This is a genomic window from Labilibaculum antarcticum (genome assembly GCF_002356295.1).
Lineage (GTDB): Bacteria > Bacteroidota > Bacteroidia > Bacteroidales > Marinifilaceae > Labilibaculum > Labilibaculum antarcticum.
The window spans coordinates 4,020,868-4,042,073 of sequence record NZ_AP018042.1; the positions used below are offsets into that span (position 1 = coordinate 4,020,868).

Genomic DNA, 21,206 nt, shown 5'->3' on the forward strand with positions numbered 1-21,206 from the left:
TTTACTTTTAGGGTGTATTTATAAATAGGAATAGACACAAATGGAGAATGTCATAAAAGAAATTTTAGAGGCTAAAGAGATGCGATCGAAGGAGAGACTGAAGATTTCTGAGGTTAAAAATATTTCCGTAAGTCTAAGCATAAACATTCCTGGCGCTCCAAAATCAGATGATCAGTTTAAGTTGTTCTTCGCCGAGTGCTTATCTGATTTAAAGCGATTTTTACTTTCTTACAGAATTATTATTGATGAGAAGAGGGAGATTTTTCAATCTGATGCGGCAGGAGATTTTTATCTGGTGCCTGTATATGGTAAAGAAATCTCTGCAAAAGAAATAAAAGAGATTACAGAGCTTTTTGAAATGGAACATTCTTTGGGCAGACTATTGGATGTTGATATTACTGATGGTCAAGGGAATCCTGTTTCGTCGGGAAAAGCTAAAAATTGCTATTTCTGTGAAGAGCATCCGGCAGTGTATTGCATGAGAAAGCAAACTCATGATTATTCAAAAATGAGAAATGTTATTAAAAATGATATAAGTGGCTTTTTGCAGGAAAGAAGGAAAAGCAGAGTTTGTAAGGATTTGGCGGTATTTGCTCTAAAAGCACTTTTGCACGAAGTTTCTCTTTCTCCAAAACCAGGTTTAGTCGATCGATTTTCGAACGGATCGCATTCCGATATGGATTTTGCTACGTTTTTAAATTCCAGTGCCGTACTTTCAGTTTATTTTAGAGAGATAGCCGAGTTTGGCTTTTCTTTTTCTTCAGTCCATATAAAAGATGCATTGCCAAAATTACGTCAATTTGGTTTGCAAATGGAAGAGGATATGTTTAGGGAAACCAATGGAGTGAACACACACAAAGGGGCAATATTTTTATTGGGGTTTTCATTATTTGTAAGTGCCAATCAAATTAAAAACTATAATTTTTCCTATCTCTCATTTGTTAATCAGATAAAGGAATTAAATGGTAGTTTGGTTGAAAATGAATTGGGAAAGAAACTTTACAGCAGTATAAAAACCCATGGAGAAGAGTGTTTTGAGAAATATGGAGCGAAAGGAAGAGGTATCCGAGGGGAAATTCAATCCGGCTTGCCTTGTGTTTTTAATTACGCGATTCCGGTTTTAAGTTCTCATTTCGATCTAATGGAAACAGAAACTGATGAAGTTATTCAGGCAGGACTTACCCAAACTCTGTTGATATTAATTGCAAACAATAAGGATAGTAATATTTTGTATCGCAAAGGAGAAAAGGTTCTCGATGAATTAATGGAGATTTCTCAGCAGTCTTTTAAAGTTTTTGGAACTAATACTTTTGATTCAAAGTACAAGGAGTTAATAGAGTATTGCGATGTAAATCAGATATCACCAGGAGGCTCTGCTGATTTGTTGGCAGTTACTTATTTTATATATCTGGTAAATAAAAAATATAATTCGGGAATATTTAATACAATTTAAATCGAATAATAAAACAACATTTATCATGCTTTAACGGATAATTAACCCCTTTCATAACATATGAAATTAGCGATGTATTTTCTGTAAAATGCATATTATTGAATGTTGAAATAAAGAAAACAATCACACACAGCAATACTAAAATTAACAAATACGGATGGGCGTTGAGAATACAGATTATAGGGAAGGTTCTTTAGACTTGCAAAATCCCTTTGATGTAAAACTAGTTTCTGAATTTTTAGAGGAATTGGGTTTTGAGTTCGATCCTACAGATGTCGATTATACAATGATTTTGTTTAATTTGAATCAGGAGGTTATTGGAACTGGGTCATATAAAGGAAGAGTGCTTAAGTATGTCGCTGTTTGTCCTAAATTTAGAGAGGGAGCGGCTTTTGCGCAAATAGTTACACATTTAATAGAATTGGTGATTCTTGAGCATAAACATATTTTTGTTTATACGAAGCCTCATAATTTAGAAGTTTTTAAAGGCTTAGGATTTACAGAAATTGCAACAGCAGAACCATTGTTCTCCGTCTTGGAATTTGGTTATGAGAATATCAAAACCTATCAGGATTATTTGCGATCAATAAAACAAGATATAACCATTGGTGGCATCGCAGCCATAGTTGTAAATTGCAATCCCTTTACTAAAGGACACAAATACTTAATAGAAAAGGCTTGTGCTGAGAATCGGGTTGTCTACTTATTTATTGTAGAGGAGGATCGTTCTTCTTTTACATTTGATATTAGATGGAGATTGATTAAAGAAGAATTGGGGCAGATTAAAAATCTGGTAATGGTGAAAGGGGGAGACTATGTCGTTTCGGGAACGATTTTCCCTTGTTATTTTTTGAAAGACGAGAAAAAATGTGACATTGCTGCCAAACAAGCTGAATTGGACGTAATTACCTTTTTACATTACATTGTTCCAATTTTAAAAATCAATAGAAGATACGTTGGAACCGAAATGTATTCGCCGGTTACTGCTGCATACAACGAAGCCATGATTAAATATTTGCCAACTAATGGGGTTGAGCTTCTTGAGATTCCAAGAATTACACAAGGTAGTGCGGATAATTATATTTCGGCTTCGAAAATTAGAAAAGCCATTCGAGAAGATCGGCTGAATGATGTATTAGATTGTTTACCCGATTCAACAAAGAATTATTTGTTATCGGAGGAGTCGGCTGAAATAAGAGAAAAGATAAGGAACACTGTTTGCAGACATTAAATTGAACGGGCCGGATGATCATCCGGCCTTTTTTTTATTATGCCGTAATTACAAGCCAAGTCGCTTTCTAATAATTGAAAGTGTAGTTGGCTTTGAATTGTAGGTGTATTTTGCAAATATCAGATAAAAAAGCAGAAGTATATTGAACAGGTAGTTGAAGTACAATGGAATATGGTAGTTTTTAGTGGCTACGTCATCTATGAAAATATAACATAGAGTTAATACTTCACCCCAAAACCAAAGCCATAAAAACAGTTCATTAAGATCATCTGTTTTTTTTGTTTTAAATGTATGGATTACTTGTGGTAGAGCACAAATTGCGAATAGAATGCTTCCAATCCATCCAATAATTTCGTTTGCCTGCATGTTGTCGTATTTTCATGCAAAAATGAACAAAACAAAGGAGAATAGTAAAGCTTTGGCCTAATTTCTTTGGATTAAAAGTAGTGTGCGGTCATCATCAAATTTTGAGACATTGTAGATCCTCTTTAATTCGGACTCTACATCTTTGGGCTTGAAAATTTCATTTTCCTTATTATTGTCAAGAATGTAAAACATTGCTTCATCACCAATCATTTCACCAGTTTTGTCGTTAACAGCTTCTGTATATCCATCGGTATAAAGAAATAGTTTATCTCCTTTGTTAAACTCTTGAATTAAACTCCTGTATTTGCACTCTTTAACGACACCCAATAAGGTTCCAACAATATTTAATTGAGAAATGGCTTTTTCAGTACTATCAAAGTAAAATGGTCGAAGTGCTCCTGCCGAAGCAATGCTGATTTTATTGGAAGATGAACAAAGAGAGATAATGCTTAGAGTTGTGAATACTTCAGTAAGCTGAATGTCTTTAAAAAGATACTCATTGATAATCTCGAGGAATTTACCGGGCGATTCTACAAAATCTAACTCTTGTCGGTTAATGAAAAAATTAATGGTACTTCGGATGTAGGCAATATATGCAGGAACAAAGAACCATGCGTCCCATTTTTTTCCCATTACGTCACCCACTATTAGTATTTTTCTATTCTGATCTACATCAAAAATTTCGTAATAATCACCTCCAGGTAATTTGTCGTATGGTTGATGCAGAATTTGAATACTATAGTCGCGTATCTTATCCTGAAATTCATTTTCAAAACGAATTGGGGATCTTTTTGCGGCTGAGTTTAGTGCGTTTAAATACTTGCTTTTTAAATCGTGTTCTCTCTGAACATTAGAGTTTATTTGATGGATGATGAGTTTAGTATTCAGTTTTTTGAATAGAAATCCACTTATTCGAGATTGTAATAATTTATCCATTTTATCCATATCATCGGCATCGGATACAAGGATATTGATAGGTATATGATTTGAAACAATTTCAGTGATCTTATCTAAAATGGAAATAGCCCAATCTGCCTTATCATCAATAATAATGCCCCAAGTATTGGTGTCTTGAAGCGCCATAAAAAAATCAGAGTCAGTGTAAACAACTCTTATGTTTGTTTTGAGATGTTTTCGAGGAAGAGGAAAAGGTTTAATTCTATTTGCACAATAAATTAGATTCCCTTTTTCAAAGCTGATATCATCTTTTCTGGCACCGTCAAGAATATCTTTTCGTAGGTATGCCTTTTTTAAATGAGATTTTATCTTCGATATAAAGACCTTTTGTTTTATCGGTTTGGTAATGAAGTCATCCGCACCGTCATTGAGATTTTTAATCCATGTTTCTTCCTCGTTATTGCCAGACAGGAAGATGAAGGGGGTGTGCTGGTATTCAGGTGTTTGTCTTAGTCTTTTAACCAGCTCGTTGCCATCCATTAATGGCATGTATAAATCCGATATTATAAGGTCAAAGTGCTGGTTCTTAGCTTTGTCAATGGCCTCTTTCCCGTTTTTTGCAAGAGCTGTTTGATAACCCAAGCCTTTTAGAGTAAACTCAATAAACTTTAGGATAACTATGTCATCATCAACAACTAGTATGTTTGGCGATACTTTTGCCATATCAGTATTTTATTCGACTGATGAAAAGCTGTTAATACATGCAGTTTGGTCCTGTAAAATATCAAAAATAGAATCCAATTGCATTAATTCGATAAGTTCCATTACATCTTTATTGATATTGCAAAGTTTAATAAAACTTTTATGTTCTTTTGATGTTTTAAGTGCTGATAAAAGTGCTCCAAATCCAGAACTATCAATGAAACTTATTTCTTCAAAATCAACAATTAATCGGGATTTAGGTTGAGATAAGAATTCATTCATCTTCTCTTTAGCAATATTTGCGTTTAAAGCATACAAACGATTGGTTTCTCCCAATTTCATTATTGTTATAGAGTTTACCTGTTTGGTTTCAATATTCATAGCAGTAAAATATGGTTGTTGTGATTAAAGTTGTCCTAAAGTTTCTTCTAATTCAGTTTTAGCGATAGGACATTGTTTTAAAAATTCCTCAACTAATTCAGGAATATGTTTTAGTTCAATGTCATTAATGGTTTCATTTTTGACATTTTTCCAGTTTTTTTCATCTTGGGGACTAAATTCAATGCCTTTCTCTTTTTTTAGTTGTAATTCAAATTTAAGATTTCCTTTTGAAAATTGTTCTATTTGCTCTAAACAATCGCCTGAATTTTCCATTCCCATTGTTCGAACTGATGATTTTGCCTTGTGTGCAATAGCACCTAATTCTTGCCAATTTTGAGTTTCAAAACTACTTGATATTTCTTCTTCAAATTCAGGGATTTGTTCTAAAAAGATATCAATCATTTCTCCGATGATGTTATTGTCATTTCCCGACATCTCCTTTAAATAGGACAAATCAGTAATCTTTTTACCTTGAGTCATTTAGTTGGGATCAGCGTGTTAAATTTAACTTTTGTTTACCTGTTTTAATAAATTAAACTCTTAAATCGATATGAAAATAATATTAAATATCGAGGAAAATCTTCATTATCATATATGCAATAATACTAATTTATTTTCAATTTACCTATTACACCTACTATTCTCTCGGTGCTTCAAATCCTTGGTTTTATTGGTTATCTATTGATTAAAACACACTAATATTGAAAATATAATCTTTATATAATAATAAGGATTAAACTCAACAAAAGTTTTTTTTTTTCGTACCATCAGTTTTTATAGAATTTTATCTGAACACAATTATAACTTAATGTCTATGATCTGGAAGTTTACTAGCATTGTTTTTTTATTCGTTTTATTGTTATCGGGGAACTTAACCGGGCAAGAATTATTATCTGTTAAGAAATCGGGCTTTATTGAAAATGAGTCGAGCCGAAAACAGGCTTATGCTTTTGTGAAGGAGGCGGTAGCGCTCTACGAGAAAGGAATAGGATATGCACCACATAGTTTAAATCTTTTTTTACGTGCCCACAAGTTAAACGATAATAATCCTGAGTTGAATTATAATATTGGCGTTTGCTATTTAATTGCAGGACCAAAGGAGGAAGCGCTGAACTATTTGTTATCTGCCCAATCAGTTAATCCTGATATTAGTGCTGATATTCATTTTTTAATTGGATTGGCATATAAGTATCAAAATAATTTCACGAAGGCTATTGTTCATTTTAAAATGAATAAAGAGCTAATTGAACAGAACAATTATAAAGAGCAAAAAGAACTTTTACCCATTAGTGATAAACACATTCAGGAGTGCAGAAATGGTAGGTTGTTACTGGGAAATAGTACAGAGATAGAGTTGCAACCTATTGAGGGGCACGTAAATTCAGAATTTGATGAGTTTAATCCTCAATTTTTGGATACTTGTCTATTTTTTAGTTCACGACGAGGATTGGAAAATGATAATAGATCGCTGGACGATCAAAAGTTTTTTGAAAAACTTTTTAAATCTTACAAGGGAGAAAATAGGTGGAATGAAATACAGGAAGAGAAACATGATTTGGGTGACAATGTAAATTTTACATTGTTCTCAAAATTTGATGATAAGCAGTTTGTCTTTTATAGTAGTAATTCAGGAGCAGGTGATTTGTTTTTGGCTGAAAAAGTGAAAGACAAATGGAAAATTGGGAACGCGATTAAATTTATCAACGAAAAGGATTCAAGAGAGAGTTCTGCAAGTATTCCTCAATCGGGCGATGAAATTTATTTTGTAAGTAATCGTAAAGGAGGTTTTGGCGAGTGCGATATTTATTATTGCAAAAAGGAGTCGGAAACTAAATGGTCCAAACCAATGAATATTGGTGGTGATATTAATACAGAATATGATGAAGGAGATGTGTTTGTAAGTGCTGATGGGACAAAGCTATTTTTTAGTTCAAAAGGGCACAATACCATGGGAGGATACGATATATTTACATGTGACCGTCAAGAAAATGGTGTGTGGGGGAAACCGCAAAATCTAGGATATCCAATTAATAGTTCCGATAATGATATTACTTACAGTGAGGATCGTGACGGTGTGTTTTATTTTGCTTCCGAGCGCAGTGGAGGTAAAGGAGGGTTTGATATTTATTGTCAGAAAATACCAGAACCAGTAGTTGAAGAGATTAAAGAGGAGCCCGTAATTAATATTCCTGTTACAATACCTGTTGTAAGTGCGAAGAGTGATTCCATTGCAAAAACTCCTGAAAGACAAGAATTGATTGAAGAGGATTTTGTTTATAGAGTTCAAATTGCTGCAGCAAGAAAAGTAATGGAACCTAAAGATATTTTTAATAGATACAAAGGTGGCGAAGTTATTGATCATTTGTTTGTGGAAGGTTGGCATAGGTATACGATTGGAGAATTTTCAACTTTTAAAGAGGCGGCAAAGTATAGAGATTCTTGTGGAGTTAAGGATGCTTTTGTTGTTCTGTTTAAAGGTGGTTATAGATTAGGACTTGCAAGAAGACCTTTTGAAGGAAACTAATGTATAGGTGCAAACGATATCTGAGAAAATTTTTTAAATTTGCAAAAGCTAACGCAAACATAATTTAACAAATTTTTCTCAGGTAAATCTTCAATAAAAAAGCCATTGGGTTTTATGTTTATTTGAAGATTTTGCCCCAAATACTTAAACAAATGAAAAGAACAGTATTCACTAGCTTTCATGAAGAATTAGGTGCTAAAATGGCACAATTTGCTGGGTATAATATGCCTATTGAATATACAGGAATTAATAATGAGCACAAATGTGTTCGTGAAAAACTAGGAGTTTTTGATGTTTCTCACATGGGAGAGTTTTGGGTAAAGGGCCCAAAGGCTTTTAGTTTTGTTCAAAAGCTTACAACCAATGATGTCGCAGCACTTTCTGATGGAAAAGTTCAGTATAGCTGTTTACCAAACGGTAAAGGCGGAATCGTTGATGATTTATTAGTATATCAAATTGATAGCGAGGCTTATTTATTGGTTGTAAACGCTGCAAATATTGAGAAAGATTGGAATTGGTGTTGTCAAAACGCTAAGGAAATGGGATTGGAAGTTGGAACTGAACTTTATAATGCTTCTGATGAAATTTGTCAGTTGGCAGTACAAGGCCCCTTGGCGCTAAAAGCAATGCAAAAAATTGTAGATCGCCCTATCGAAGATATGGAGTATTATACATTTCAAAAAGTGACTATTGCCGGAATCGAAAATGCAATCTTCTCAACTACTGGCTATACAGGTTCCGGAGGATGTGAAATTTACGTTTCAAACGAAGATGGAGTGAAGCTTTGGAATGCTGTGATGGAAGCAGGAAAAGAATTTGGAATTCAGGCAATTGGTTTAGCTGCTCGGGATACATTACGTTTAGAGGTAGGATTCTGTTTGTACGGAAATGATATTGATGATGATCATACTCCAATTGAAGCCGGTTTAGGCTGGATTACTAAATTTGTGGAAGGAAATGATTTTATTGATCGTGAGTTTTTCGAAAAGCAAAAAGAAGAAAAGCCAAAGCGTAGATTAAAAGGTTTCGAATTGGTGGATAGAGGCATTGCTCGTCATGGATATAAAATTGAAGATGCGGAAGGAAATGAAATTGGTGAAGTAACTTCAGGAACAATGGCTCCAATGATTGGAAAATCAATTGGATTGGGCTATGTTAAGGAAGGTTTCTATAAACTTGACACAGAGATTTTTATTCGTGTTAGAAATAAGGCAATTAAAGCTAAAATCACGAAAATTCCCTTTTATAAGGCATAAAGAGAATTTTTTAATGATATAGAATAAGCGGATGCATACTGATGTATCCGCTTTTTTAGTTATTATTCCAATTATTAAAGGGGTATTTAAAACATAAATACTTATATTTGGATCGGTGTTTAAGGTAAGTTGAATTCGAAAAATTGAATTGAATTTACCTTTTTACTATATTGATTCATGAAGATTATTCAGAATAATTCGATTATTTGGATTTGGATAAAAAACACCATTTTGTGAATGAATATTAGATAATAATTTCTGAGGGTTAAGTTTCTGTTTTTCAGATTGTAAATATTAATCTATACGAAGGGGGATAAGATGATAAGTTATTTGTTTTAAAACATACATTTTAACAGATAAAACCATCTTAAAATAAATTTTTATTTGCAAATTTGCCTTTGGATATGGAATAATACAAAAATTTAAAACGTTTGAAAAAATGAAAGTACACAACTTTTCTGCAGGCCCTTCAATTCTTCCTGATTTTACAGTTGAAAAAACAGCTGAAGCAATTAAAAATTTTGCCGGAACAACACTTTCTTTAATGGAAGTATCTCATCGTAGCAAAGAATTTGTTGCTGTAATGGATGAAGCTATTGCCATGTTTAAGGAATTACTTAGTATACCTGAAGGATACTCAGTTTTATTTCTTGGTGGTGGTGCATCAACACAGTTCTGCATGATTCCTTACAATTTGATGGCTAAGAAATCGGCATACCTAAATACTGGTGCTTGGGCAAATAAAGCTCAAAAAGAAGCTAAGCTTTTTGGTGAAGTAGTAGAAGTAGCATCTTCAAAAGAGACTGTTTACAACTACATTCCTAAAGGATATGTAGTTCCTGCTGATGCGGATTATTTCCACATTACTACAAATAACACCATTTATGGTACCGAGATTAAGGAAGATATGGACTGTGATATTCCATTGGTAGCTGATATGTCATCGGATATTTTCTCCCGCCCGATTGATGTGTCAAAGTATGCATTGATTTATGGTGGAGCTCAAAAGAACCTTGCACCAGCAGGTGTTACTTTTGTAATCGTTAAAAACGAAATACTGGGTAAAGTAGATCGTCAGATTCCTACAATGTTAAATTATCAAACACACATCGATGGAGAGTCAATGTTTAATACTCCTCCAGTTGTTCCCGTTTTTGCTGCTCTTCAAACTTTGAAGTGGATCAAAGAGCAAGGTGGTGTTTCTGCAATACAGAAAATGAACGAAGAAAAAGCTGCTTTGTTGTACAATGAGATTGATAGTAATCCTATGTTTAAAGGAACTGTCATTAATAAAGAAGATCGTTCATTAATGAATATCTGCTTTGTGATGAATGATGAGTACAAAGAATTAGAAAAAGATTTTTATGAATTTGCTACATCAAAAGGAATGTCTGGAATCAAAGGTCACCGTTCTGTTGGTGGTTTTCGTGCTTCTACTTACAATGCTTTGCCAAAAGCAAGTGTACAGGCATTAGTTGATTGCATGCAAGAATTCAAAAGCACTCACGTAAAATAAATATAATAGTAAATGGGCAGGAATGGGGAAATCCATCTCCTGCTTATTTGTCATTCAGTGCACGAGGAACGACTAAAGTAATCCAAGGATTACTTCGATTTGGCTGGCAATGACATTTTATTTTTTCATAATTCAAATATCAAATAAAATGACAAAAGTATTAATTGCAACCGATAAACCTTTTGCTCCTGCAGCTGTTGATAGTATCAGAACTGTTGTTGAAGGTGCTGGTTACGAATTGGTTTTGTTGGAATCTTATACTGATAAAGCAGACTTGTTAGCCGCAGTTGCCGATGTTGATGGCATGATTATTCGCAGTGATAAAGCAACTCGCGAAGTAATTGAGGCTGCTAAAAACCTAAAAGTAATTGTTCGTGCTGGTGCAGGATACGATAATATCGATTTGGAGGCTTGTACGGAAAATGGTGTTGTTGCTATGAACACTCCAGGGCAGAATTCAAATGCTGTTGCTGAGTTGGTTTTTGGAATGATGGTATTTTTGGCAAGAAACGGTTTCAACGGAACGTCTGGTTTTGAATTACGCGGTAAAAAAATCGGTATTCATGCATATGGTAACGTAGGTCGTTATGTAGGCGGAATTGCTAAAGGTTTTGGAATGGAAGTATATGCTTTCGATCCATTTGTAGCAAAAGAGACAATTGAAGCTGATGGCGTAAAAGTTGTTGATTCTGTTGAGGAATTATACAGCACTTGTAATTACGTTTCTCTTCACATTCCTGCAAATGATAAAACTAAAAAATCAATCAATTTCGATTTGTTGAACAGGATGCCTAAAGGTGGTGTTCTTGTGAATACAGCTCGTAAAGAGGTGATTGACGAAGAAGGTTTGATTAAATTAATGGCTGCTCGTAAAGATTTTGCATACATTTCTGATATTGCTCCTGATTGTAAAGATGAGATTGCTGCCAAATTTGAAGGTCGATTTTTCTTTACTCCAAAGAAAATGGGTGCACAAACTGCTGAAGCAAATATCAATGCTGGTATTGCCGGAGCAAATCAAATTGTGAATTGCATCGAAAAAGGAGATGAAACTTACAGAGTAAATAAGTAATATTTGGAAAACAAGAGGAAAGTCATTTTCTTCTTGTTTTCTACCTTATATATTTGAACGCAATTTGCATTCAAATAGAGTACAACAACAACAAACACAACAAAAACATAGAACGCGATGGCTATTTTAAAACCATTTAAGGGCTTGCGCCCACCAAAAGAGATTTCAAAAGATTTGGCTTGTTTGCCATATGATGTAATGAATTCGGAAGAAGCTGCTCAAATGGCTGAAGGTAAGGATGTATCTTTGCTTCATATCACTCGTGCCGAAATCGATTGCCCGAATGGAACAGATGTTCACTCAGAAGAGGTGTATAAAAAATCTGTATCCAATTTAAAAATGTTCCAGGAGAAGGGCTGGTTGGTTCAAGATGAGGAAGCTAAGTTTTACATCTATGCTCAAACCATGGATGGCAGAACTCAGTACGGTATTGTTGCAAATGCAGCTTGTGAAGATTACAAGAATGGTGTAATTAAGAAGCATGAATTAACTCGTCCTGATAAAGAGGAAGATCGAATGATTTTAACTCGTTATACCGAAGCTAATCTTGAGCCGGTATTTTTTTCATATAAAGCGGTTCCGGAAATTGATGCAATTGTTGCTGATATCGTAAAGAATGAAGAGGCTGAGTATGATTTTGTAGCCGAAGACGGATTTGGTCATCACTTTTGGCCTGTAAATAATCCTGCAATCAATAAAGAGTTGGAAGAGTTGTTTGCAACTAAAGTTCCTGCTACTTACGTTGCCGATGGTCACCACCGTACTGCTGCAGCTGCTCGTATTGGTGATGAATTTGCGGCTAAGAATCCAAATCACACAGGTGATGAGGAGTACAATTACTTTATGGCTGTGCATTTTCCAGATAATCAATTAGCAATTATCGATTACAATCGTGTAGTTAAAGATGTGAATGGAATGACTGAAGCTGAATTTTTGGCTAAGCTTGATGTGACATTTGATGTTGAGTGCATGGGTGAAGAGATTTACAAGCCTGCTAAATTGCATGAATTCTCAATGTATTTGGATAGCAAGTGGTACAAGTTAAATGCTAAGGAAGGTACTTACGATGATAAGGATCCGATTGGTGTTTTAGATGTAACTATTTTGTCAAGTCACGTTTTGGATAACTTATTAGGTGTTGAAGACCTTCGTACCACAACCCGTGTTGAGTTTATAGGAGGTATTCGTGGATTGGGAGAGTTGAAAAAGCGTGTGGATAGTGGTAGTATGAAAGTTGCTTTTGCATTGTATGCAGTGTCTATGCAACAATTAATCGATATCGCTGATACAGGAAATATTATGCCTCCAAAAACTACTTGGTTCGAGCCTAAACTTCGTTCAGGTTTATTAATTCACAAGTTGGATTAAGCTTAATCTCTATAAAAAATATGAAGGATGCCTAATGGCATCCTTTTTTTTTGTGCGAAATCGTACACGTACGTGCTTAATCGAACAGATTACTTGATAGTGGTTTTGAGTTAATTCTCACACTGTTAGTGTTTTGTGTGTGGTGGCATGTGGATTGATATAATAAATTGCATATCTAATCCCCAAATTATGATTCAGAATTTTTTTAAGGTCGCCTTTCGAAATATGAGAAAATACAAAGGCTATTCCTTTATAAATATTGTTGGTTTAGCTGTTGGTTTAGCTTGTGTGTTTCTTATTTATCTGTTTGTACAGGATGAATTGAGTTACGATAAGTTTTATCCTAAATCGAATGACATTTATCGTGTAGCCTCTAAAATTAAGATGGGGGAACGAAAAATGGATGGCAATACCATTTGTGCCCCGTTTTCACCAAACGCAGTTGCCGATTTTCCTGAAGTGAGATATGCTGTAAGAATTAATTTTTGGAACAACGTGTTGTTTAGGTTTGAAGATAAACAATTTGTTGAGGATAAATTTCTTCGTACTGATTCTACTTTTTTCGATGTATTTTCGCGTCCTTTTGTATATGGTGATTCAAAAACAGCTTTAAAAGGCAAGAATAATATTGTATTGACTCAAAGTACATCTCAAAAATATTTTGGTGATTTGAATCCTGTTGGGAAAATATTGACTCGCGATAAAGATAATCTCTACACTATAAGTGGAGTAGTAGAGGATGTGCCTGAGAATTCTCATTTTCATTATGATTTAGTTGGCTTGTTAAATTTAAGTGCGGAGGAGGAAGATAATTGGTTTAGTGATTATATGCAAGCTTATCTTTTGTTACAACCAGGATCGAACTATCAGGATTTAGAAGCTAAATTTCGTAATTTTTTAGTTGGCCATATGGGCCCTAAATTGATTGAAGTGTTAGGAATTGATATTAATGAGTGGGAAAAAAATGGAAATGAATTTAAGTTTTATTTGGAACCATTGGAATCAATTTATTTAAAAACTACCACAGAAAATCAGATTGAGCCGGTAAGCGATATCAAATACATTTATATATTTTCTGCAATTGCATTCTTTATTCTACTGCTTGCGTGTGTAAATTTTTTGAATCTAACTACTGCTCGCTCATATACCAGAGCTCGTGAAGTTGGAGTGAGAAAGGTATTTGGTAGTAGTAGATCTATGCTTATGATTCAATTTTATGCCGAAACTTTATTAATGGCATTATTGGCTGCTGTTATATCTTTCTTTTTGGTCGAATTGATGTTGCCTTATTTTAATGAAATAGCCAAAAAAAGTTTGATGTCATCGCTGTTGTGGAAAGGGGAGTATTTCTTATTTATGGGAGGTGTGATCGCATTTGTTGTACTATTCGCCGGAAGTTATACTGCAATTTCTTTATCGGGTTTTAGAGTATTGAGTGTATTAAAAGGTGAGGTTCAAAAAGGACGACTTGGGAAACGTATTAGAGCAGGTCTTGTGATTTTTCAATTTACGGTTGCCATTGGTATTTTAATATCTGCATTTGTAATTAAAGAGCAGGTTGATTTTATGCAGGAAAAAAAGCTGGGATTTGATAAGGATCGTGTATTAGTGGTTGATAGAGCATATGCTTTAGAAAATGAACAGAAAATATCAATTAAGGAGAAGTTAAAAGGGTATTCTGGAATTGAAGACGTTTCATTTTCAGGTATGGTTCCTGGTCGGGGAACAAATGGCTGGTCGATGTATAAGGAAGGTGCCAGTAATGAGGACATGATCAATTTTCGATTGATGCATGTTGATGAAAATTTTATTGATTTGTTAGGATTGAATATAATTGATGGAAGAAAGTTCGATGTTGATAGATTATCAGATACTTCTGTATTTGTTGCCAATCAGGCGGCGATTGCGGCATTGGGGTATAAGGATAATCCCGTGGGGCGTAACATTTACAAGCCTGGTTTTAATCAAAAAGGGAGAGAGGCTTTGGAGATTATCGGTGTGGTTGAAGATTTCCACTTCGAATCGATGCGCGATAAAATACTACCCATGTTATTGGTCTCAAATCAAAATGATTTTAAACGGTATATGTTGGTGAAATTGAAACCCGAAAATGTTATGGATGGTGTTAAGGTTGTGAAAAAGTATTGGACGAAAATGACAACAGGACAACCGTTTGAATATTTCTTTTTAGATAGTGATTTTAATAACCTGTTTAAAGGTGAAGAAAGAGTTGCAAACATACTTAGTTCATTTACTATTTTGGCCTTTTTTATTGCACTTCTTGGTCTGCTGGGATTGGTTTCTTTTGAGATGCAATTGAGGATTAAAGAGATTGGAATTCGTAAAGTATTAGGCAGTTCTGAATTTAGTTTAATGGTATTATTGAGTCGAAAACTATGTTTGAATGTTATAGTCGCAAATATTGTGGCCTGGCCATTAACCTATTTTATAATGCAGCGTTGGTTATCAAACTTCGTTTATCGAATAGAGTTTCCTTGGTATTATTTTATTTTTGCTTTATTGATGTCAATTATTTTAGCTGTAGTTACAGTTAGTGGACATTCGTTAAAGATTGCAAGAGCAAATCCGATTGAATCATTAAAATACGAATAGATTTTTTCGATTATAATACATGTTGAAATAGCTCTCATCGCAAATGATGAGAGCTTTTTTCATAGAGAGAATTAGATTTTTTAACCATTTGGTTAAAAAAAGCAGTTGATTTATTTGTTGGCTAAAAAAAAACAAATACATTTGCATTAACCAAACGGTTAAACCGGATGGTTAATTTTTTAATGGTTGATTAACCAAATGGTTAAAAAGATGAAAGAAGGAAAGAAATCTTCAGAAACTCAGGAGACAATTTTAATTGCAGCAAGGCAAATTTTTGCGCAAAAGGGTCTTGCAGGAGCTAGAATGCAGGAAATTGCCGATAGTGCTGGTATAAATAAGGCCTTATTACATTATTATTACAGAAGTAAGGATAAATTATTTGAGCAGGTTTTTGAAGAAGCATTTAAGCAGATTGTTAGACCACTAGGCGCATTTTTAGCTGATAATTCTGAATTGTTCCAAAAGATTAGAAATATTTGCAGACTCTATCATGAAGTGCTAATTGAATATCCATTCATTCCCAACTTTGTAATTAATGAAATAAATTCAGACCCAACAAGAATACTTAAATTGTTAGATGCTGAAGGTGTTTTGGAAGGAATGGAAAATACGGCATTACAAATTAGCGAAGCAGTTAAATCTGGAATAATAAGATCTATTGATTCAAGAGAATTAATTCTGAATATTATCAGCTTGTCTGTTTTTCCATTTGCTGCTCGTCCTATAGCACAGGAATTGTTGTATAAAGATATTAATATGGACAAAATGTTGAATGAAAGAGCAGATTGTGTTTCAGACTTTATTATAAAATCAATAAAAATTTAAAATTATGAGTTTAGCGTTTAAAAAGAAGACGTGGATTTTCATGCTGATATTCTTTAGTTTGATTCAAATTAGCTCAGGACAGAAGACTGTTTTAAGCTTGAATCAAATTCAAGATGAAGTACAAAGAAATTATCCTTTGGTAAAAGGGAAAGAGCTTTTAAGTAAGCATTCAGAACTAAGTATAGAGAATATTAAAATTGCTTATTTACCAAAATTATATGCAAATGGAAAAATGAGTTATCAATCGGATGTTACAAGCAGTCCAATATCTGGAACGAGTTCTTTTGGGGCACCAAAAGATCAATATTCTGTCAATTTAGATGTTGAACAATTAATTTACAATGGAGGCAGAACAAAATCTCAATTGAATCTTAGTAAGCTTTCGACAGAAATTGATATTCAGGATTTAGAGGTGAAAATGTTTGCTTTGAGAGAAAGAGTAAATGAAGCATTCTTTAGCATTCTTCTTTTAAGACAGAGTAGAATGGTAATAGACGAGAAAAAGAAAAGTATTACCGCAAGTTTGGAACAGGTTAAATCAGCAGTAAAAAGCGGGGTGATGGCAATGGCTAATTCAAAAGTTCTTGAAGCGGAAATTTTGCTAATCAACCAACAGGTTAATGAGCTTGAATTTGCAGAAAAATCAGCCTTTGAAACCTTAGCTGAATTAATGAATCGAGATAATGATTTTGAAATAGAAATTACAAATCTTAAGATTGATCAAAAGGATTTACTCTTGGAGGATGAGCAACTTGAAAAAAGACCGGAATATCAGTTGTATGCCGGACAAAAAACTCTGCTTGCTGAAAAAATAGAATTAGTGAAAAAAGATAGGTTGCCGGTAATTACAGGATTTGGACAGCTTGGATATGGACAACCTGGATACAATCAGTTAAGCGATGAATTTGATTCCTATTACATGATTGGAGCAAAAGTAAGTTGGAATATTTTTGATTGGAAAGCAGGTAAAAGAAATCAACGAAAATTTGATATTCAAAAAGAGTTGATTGAGACACAGGAGTCAAGTTTTCAAAGGAATCAGAAGGTTGAACTTAACAAAGAACACAATAATATCTCCAAATTTAAAATTTTATTGACTCAGGATGATGCTATTGTTGAACTTCAGGAAGATGTTACAAAAAGCTCTTCTTCAAAGCTGGATAATGGAATTATTACCTCAAGTGATTATTTGGAAGATTTGAATAAAGAAATTCAGTCCAAATTAAATCGTGAATATCATCATATTCAATTGAGTCAGTCAATTGCAGAGTACAGTCGGATTATAGGAAAAACAGAATTGTAATAATTATATACAGATGAAACGAACACAATTATTTATAGTATTTGCACTTGCAGCGCTAGCGGGTGCTTGTGGTACAGGAGAAGAGAAATCGGATGCTTACGGAAATTTTGAGGCGGTAGATTATGTAATTTCAGCAGAGAATTCGGGTAAGATTATGGCTTTGAATCTTGAAGAAGGTGATGTGTTTTCAGAACCAACTATGGTTGGAATTATTGATACAACACAACTATTTCTAAAAAAAGAACAACTCCGAGCACAGCGAAAATCAACCGTTGCGGGAATACAGAATATTTTATCAAGAGCTGCAGTGTACAAAGAACAAAAATCAATTCTGAAAAAGGACAAAGAACGCATCGACAAAATGTTTGCCGATGGAGCTGTATCAATAAAGGAAGTGGATGATATTACAGGAAATATACAAGTTGTAGATAAACAAATTAAATCGGTGCAAACCGAGAATGCTAAGGTTCTTGGTAATGTTGAAAATATTGATCGGCAAATTGAATCTTTGGAAGATTTGATTGCTAAAAGCAAGATTATTGTGCCTGAAAAAGCAACTGTTTTAGAAAAGTATCGCGAGATACATGAAGTGGTCAATAATGGAACTCCTTTGTTTAAGCTTGCCGATTTAAGTTATCTGGAATTAAGAATTTATGTTGGAGGTAATCAACTTCCAAGTGTGAAGTTGGGGCAGAAGGTGAAAGTAATTATCGATAAAACGGCGGAAGAGAATGAAACTCTTGAAGGACAAGTATCTTGGATTTCTTCTCAATCGGAATTTACACCTAAAATTATTCAGACGAAAGAAGAAAGAGTAAAATTGGTGTATGCTGTTAAAGTAAGAGTTGCAAACGATGGTCGCCTAAAAATAGGGATGCCAGGTGAAATTAGATTCTAGAGGATTATGGATGCAAATATACGCGTAGATAACCTGTTCAAAAGTTATGGAAATGTACAGGCTCTAAAAAATATCAATTTAGATATTAAATCGGGAGAGTTGTTTGGACTAATTGGTCCGGATGGTGCAGGGAAAACGACTTTGTTTCGACTGCTGGCAACTTTGTTGTTACCCAGTAAAGGTACCGCAAAACTGTGTGGGTTGGACAGTGTCTCAGATTACAAGAAGATCCGGAATTTTCTTGGTTACATGCCGGGAAAATTCTCGCTTTATCAGGATTTGAGTGTTATTGAAAACCTGGAGTTTTTTGCTGCCGTTTTCAATACTCGAATCGAGGATAATATGGATATGATACGTGATATTTGGGTGCAGATTGAACCTTTTAAGGATCGTTTGGCAGGAAAACTGTCGGGTGGGATGAAGCAGAAACTGGCACTTTGTTGTGCATTAATTCATCAACCTAAAATTCTATTATTGGATGAACCTACTACAGGTGTTGATTCTGTATCGAGAAGTGAATTTTGGCAAATGTTAAAGGGGTTAAAAAACAAAGGAATCACAATCGTGGTTGCTACTCCATATATGGATGAGGCCAATATGTGTGAACGTGTTGCTTTAATTCAGGATGGGGAGATTTTGCAGGTAAATAGTCCTGCTGAGATTGTTGAGCAATTCGAGAAAGATTTGTATGCTGTAAGAAGCGAGGATAACTATCAAACACTACTCGACTTAAGAGAATTTAATTCGACCAACACTGTGTTTTTGTTCGGACAAAGTTTGCATTATACCGATTTGCGAAAAGAAATTCCGAAGGATGAAATAAATAATTATCTGGAAAACAAAGGAAGATCCGGCGTAGTAATCGAAAAAATAAAACCGGTTATCGAAGATTGTTTTATGGCATTAAGCACAAAACCTGAAGAACATGAATAAGAAGGAGAAAGTGATAAGTGTTAAAAACATGTATAAGAAATTCGGCAATTTTACTGCGAATGACGATTTGTCGTTTGAAGTATCAAAAGGTGAGATTTTTGGATTTTTGGGAGCTAACGGAGCAGGTAAAACAACTGCAATAAAAATACTTTGCGGATTATCTTACCCAAGTTCAGGAGAAATAAGTGTGGCCGGTTTTGATGTTTATACCCAACGCGAATCGGTAAAAAGAAATATTGGCTATATGAGCCAGAAATTCTCTCTTTACGAGGATTTAACGGTGTTCGAAAATATTCGCTTTTTTGGTGGAATTTACGGTTTGTCGAAAGCTGAAATTCATTCGAAAGCTGATGAATTGCTGAATAAACTTGATTTACAGCATGCCAGAAATAAAAAAATTAGTGATTTGCCTTTGGGATGGAAGCAAAAACTGGCTTTTTCGGTTGCTATTTTTCACGATCCGAAAATTGTATTTCTTGATGAACCAACCGGAGGTGTCGATCCTGTTACCAGAAGGCAATTTTGGGATTTAATTTACGATGCCGCACGAGCAGGAATTACCGTATTTGTAACAACCCATTATATGGATGAGGCGGAGTATTGCGACCAGGTTTCAATTATGGTTGACGGTAAAATTGAGGCACTCGATACACCTGAAATGTTGAAAAAACAGTTTAATGCTGCTGATATGGATCAAGTTTTTTTGAGTTTGGCAAGACACGCAACAAACATTGAGTAAGATTTAAAATAAAACAGATGAATCGATTTATCGGATTTTTAAAAAAAGAGTTTTATCATATATTTAGAGATAAGCGTTCAATGCTGATTCTGTTCGGGATGCCTATTGTTCAAATCATGCTTTTTGGTTATGTGATTAGTACCGACTTGAAAGATGTAAAAATGGCAGTTTTGGATCATTCTAAAGATGAATATTCAACAGAAATTATCAATAAAATAACTTCTTCGGGATACTTTTCGCTAACGGAAAACCTTGAATCGGTAGAAGAGGCTGATGCGGTTTTCCGAAAAGGTGATGTGAAGTTGATTTTAGTTTTTGAACCAGATTTTGGTAAGAATCTGATCAAAAATTCAAAAGGGAATATTCAAATACTAACAGATGCTTCAGACCCAAATACAGCGAATTTGGAAGTGAATTATTTGCAGGGAATTCTTCAGAATTACAATATTAAAATTAATAGCGGGAAGAAAAGACCATTTTCCATCCAAACAAAAACCCGAATGTATTTTAATTCGAACCTGGAAAGTGTTTTCATGTTTATTCCCGGAATTATGGCCACAATTTTAATGTTGGTTTCGGCCATGATGACTTCAATATCCATCGCCAGAGAAAAGGAATTGGGAACCATGGAAATATTGTTGGTGTCGCCTTTAAATCCATTGCAAATTATATTGGGTAAGGTAACTCCTTATTTGGTTTTGTCTTTTATCAATGCATTGGTTATTGTGGGAATGGGGTATTTCATATTTGGAGTTCCGATTCTTGGTAGTTTTGCATTACTGATGGCGGAGTGTATTCTTTTCATTTTTCTTGCTTTATCCATAGGTATTTATATATCAACAGTGTCTAAAAGTCAACAGGTAGCAATGATGCTTTCAATGTTTGGGTTAATGTTGCCTACCATTATACTTTCGGGCTTTATTTTCCCTATTCGAAACATGCCAATTCCATTGCAGGTGATAAGTAATATTATTCCGCCCAAATGGTTTATTATAATATTGAAAAATATTATGCTGAAAGGTGTAGGCTTTGAATATGTATGGAAGGAAACCTTGATTTTAATTGTTATGACCATGGGTTTCATTGGACTCAGTTTAAAGAAGTTTAAAATAAGGTTAGAGTAATACAA

18 protein-coding genes are annotated in these 21,206 nt (G+C 34.3%); 14 read left to right on the top strand and 4 right to left on the bottom strand.

Annotated elements, in window-relative coordinates; translation table 11 throughout:
* The first annotated feature begins 40 nt into the window (after window positions 1-40).
* On the top strand, window positions 41-1,453 hold the full coding sequence (locus ALGA_RS15835; protein ID WP_096430769.1) for a triphosphoribosyl-dephospho-CoA synthase: 1,413 nt from the start codon (window positions 41-43) through the stop codon (window positions 1,451-1,453).
* 157 nt (window positions 1,454-1,610) lie between these two features.
* Window positions 1,611-2,684, top strand: a complete 1,074-nt coding sequence (locus ALGA_RS15840; protein ID WP_096430771.1) for a [citrate (pro-3S)-lyase] ligase — start codon at window positions 1,611-1,613, stop codon at window positions 2,682-2,684.
* A gap of 48 nt (window positions 2,685-2,732) precedes the next feature.
* On the opposite strand, the gene ALGA_RS15845 is transcribed toward ALGA_RS15840, so the two are convergent.
* Genes ALGA_RS15845 through ALGA_RS15860 form a run of 4 tightly spaced genes read right to left on the bottom strand, consistent with a single transcriptional unit; the run spans window position 2,733 to window position 5,510 of the window.
* Complete coding sequence (locus ALGA_RS15845) at window positions 2,733-3,050, bottom strand: PQ-loop repeat-containing protein (protein WP_096430773.1); 318 nt, start codon at window positions 3,048-3,050, stop codon at window positions 2,733-2,735.
* A 57-nt stretch (window positions 3,051-3,107) separates the two neighbouring features.
* Entirely contained in the window at window positions 3,108-4,670 is a 1,563-nt protein-coding gene (locus ALGA_RS15850; protein ID WP_096430775.1) for a fused response regulator/phosphatase, read from the bottom strand.
* 9 nt (window positions 4,671-4,679) lie between these two features.
* Complete coding sequence (locus ALGA_RS15855) at window positions 4,680-5,030, bottom strand: STAS domain-containing protein (RefSeq protein ID WP_096430777.1); 351 nt, start codon at window positions 5,028-5,030, stop codon at window positions 4,680-4,682.
* Window positions 5,031-5,054: 24 nt separating this feature from the next.
* Window positions 5,055-5,510, bottom strand: coding sequence for an Hpt domain-containing protein (locus tag ALGA_RS15860; protein WP_096430779.1), 456 nt, complete (start codon window positions 5,508-5,510; stop codon window positions 5,055-5,057).
* Between the two features lie 334 nt (window positions 5,511-5,844).
* Here ALGA_RS15860 and ALGA_RS15865 point away from each other — a divergent pair, with 334 nt between their 5' ends.
* From ALGA_RS15865 to ALGA_RS15920, 12 genes are all read left to right on the top strand, one after another.
* A complete protein-coding gene (locus tag ALGA_RS15865; RefSeq protein ID WP_162845459.1) occupies window positions 5,845-7,554 on the top strand; it encodes a PD40 domain-containing protein in 1,710 nt (569 codons plus the stop codon).
* Window positions 7,555-7,706: 152 nt separating this feature from the next.
* Window positions 7,707-8,810, top strand: coding sequence for a glycine cleavage system aminomethyltransferase GcvT (gcvT, locus tag ALGA_RS15870; protein WP_096430783.1), 1,104 nt, complete (start codon window positions 7,707-7,709; stop codon window positions 8,808-8,810).
* 439 nt (window positions 8,811-9,249) lie between these two features.
* On the top strand, window positions 9,250-10,326 hold the full coding sequence (serC, locus tag ALGA_RS15875; protein WP_096430785.1) for a 3-phosphoserine/phosphohydroxythreonine transaminase: 1,077 nt from the start codon (window positions 9,250-9,252) through the stop codon (window positions 10,324-10,326).
* Between the two features lie 148 nt (window positions 10,327-10,474).
* The gene (locus ALGA_RS15880; RefSeq protein WP_096430787.1) at window positions 10,475-11,398 is read left to right on the top strand and encodes a 3-phosphoglycerate dehydrogenase; all 924 of its coding nucleotides are present in this window, start codon (window positions 10,475-10,477) and stop codon (window positions 11,396-11,398) included.
* Between the two features lie 117 nt (window positions 11,399-11,515).
* Window positions 11,516-12,766 (top strand): DUF1015 domain-containing protein, encoded by a 1,251-nt coding sequence (locus tag ALGA_RS15885; protein ID WP_096430789.1) that lies wholly within the window; start codon window positions 11,516-11,518, stop codon window positions 12,764-12,766.
* Between the two features lie 189 nt (window positions 12,767-12,955).
* The gene (locus ALGA_RS15890; RefSeq protein WP_162845460.1) at window positions 12,956-15,379 is read left to right on the top strand and encodes an ABC transporter permease; all 2,424 of its coding nucleotides are present in this window, start codon (window positions 12,956-12,958) and stop codon (window positions 15,377-15,379) included.
* A gap of 210 nt (window positions 15,380-15,589) precedes the next feature.
* A complete protein-coding gene (locus ALGA_RS15895; protein WP_162845461.1) occupies window positions 15,590-16,204 on the top strand; it encodes a TetR/AcrR family transcriptional regulator in 615 nt (204 codons plus the stop codon).
* 4 nt (window positions 16,205-16,208) lie between these two features.
* On the top strand, window positions 16,209-17,507 hold the full coding sequence (locus tag ALGA_RS15900; protein WP_096430795.1) for a TolC family protein: 1,299 nt from the start codon (window positions 16,209-16,211) through the stop codon (window positions 17,505-17,507).
* 13 nt (window positions 17,508-17,520) lie between these two features.
* Complete coding sequence (locus ALGA_RS15905; protein WP_096430797.1) at window positions 17,521-18,405, top strand: HlyD family secretion protein; 885 nt, start codon at window positions 17,521-17,523, stop codon at window positions 18,403-18,405.
* A gap of 6 nt (window positions 18,406-18,411) precedes the next feature.
* On the top strand, window positions 18,412-19,338 hold the full coding sequence (locus ALGA_RS15910; protein WP_096430799.1) for an ABC transporter ATP-binding protein: 927 nt from the start codon (window positions 18,412-18,414) through the stop codon (window positions 19,336-19,338).
* Entirely contained in the window at window positions 19,331-20,077 is a 747-nt protein-coding gene (locus ALGA_RS15915) for an ABC transporter ATP-binding protein (RefSeq protein ID WP_096430801.1), read from the top strand. The genes ALGA_RS15910 and ALGA_RS15915 overlap by 8 nt, the downstream gene beginning before the upstream one ends.
* 17 nt (window positions 20,078-20,094) lie before the next feature.
* Complete coding sequence (locus ALGA_RS15920) at window positions 20,095-21,201, top strand: ABC transporter permease (protein WP_096430803.1); 1,107 nt, start codon at window positions 20,095-20,097, stop codon at window positions 21,199-21,201.
* Window positions 21,202-21,206: the final 5 nt, after the last annotated feature.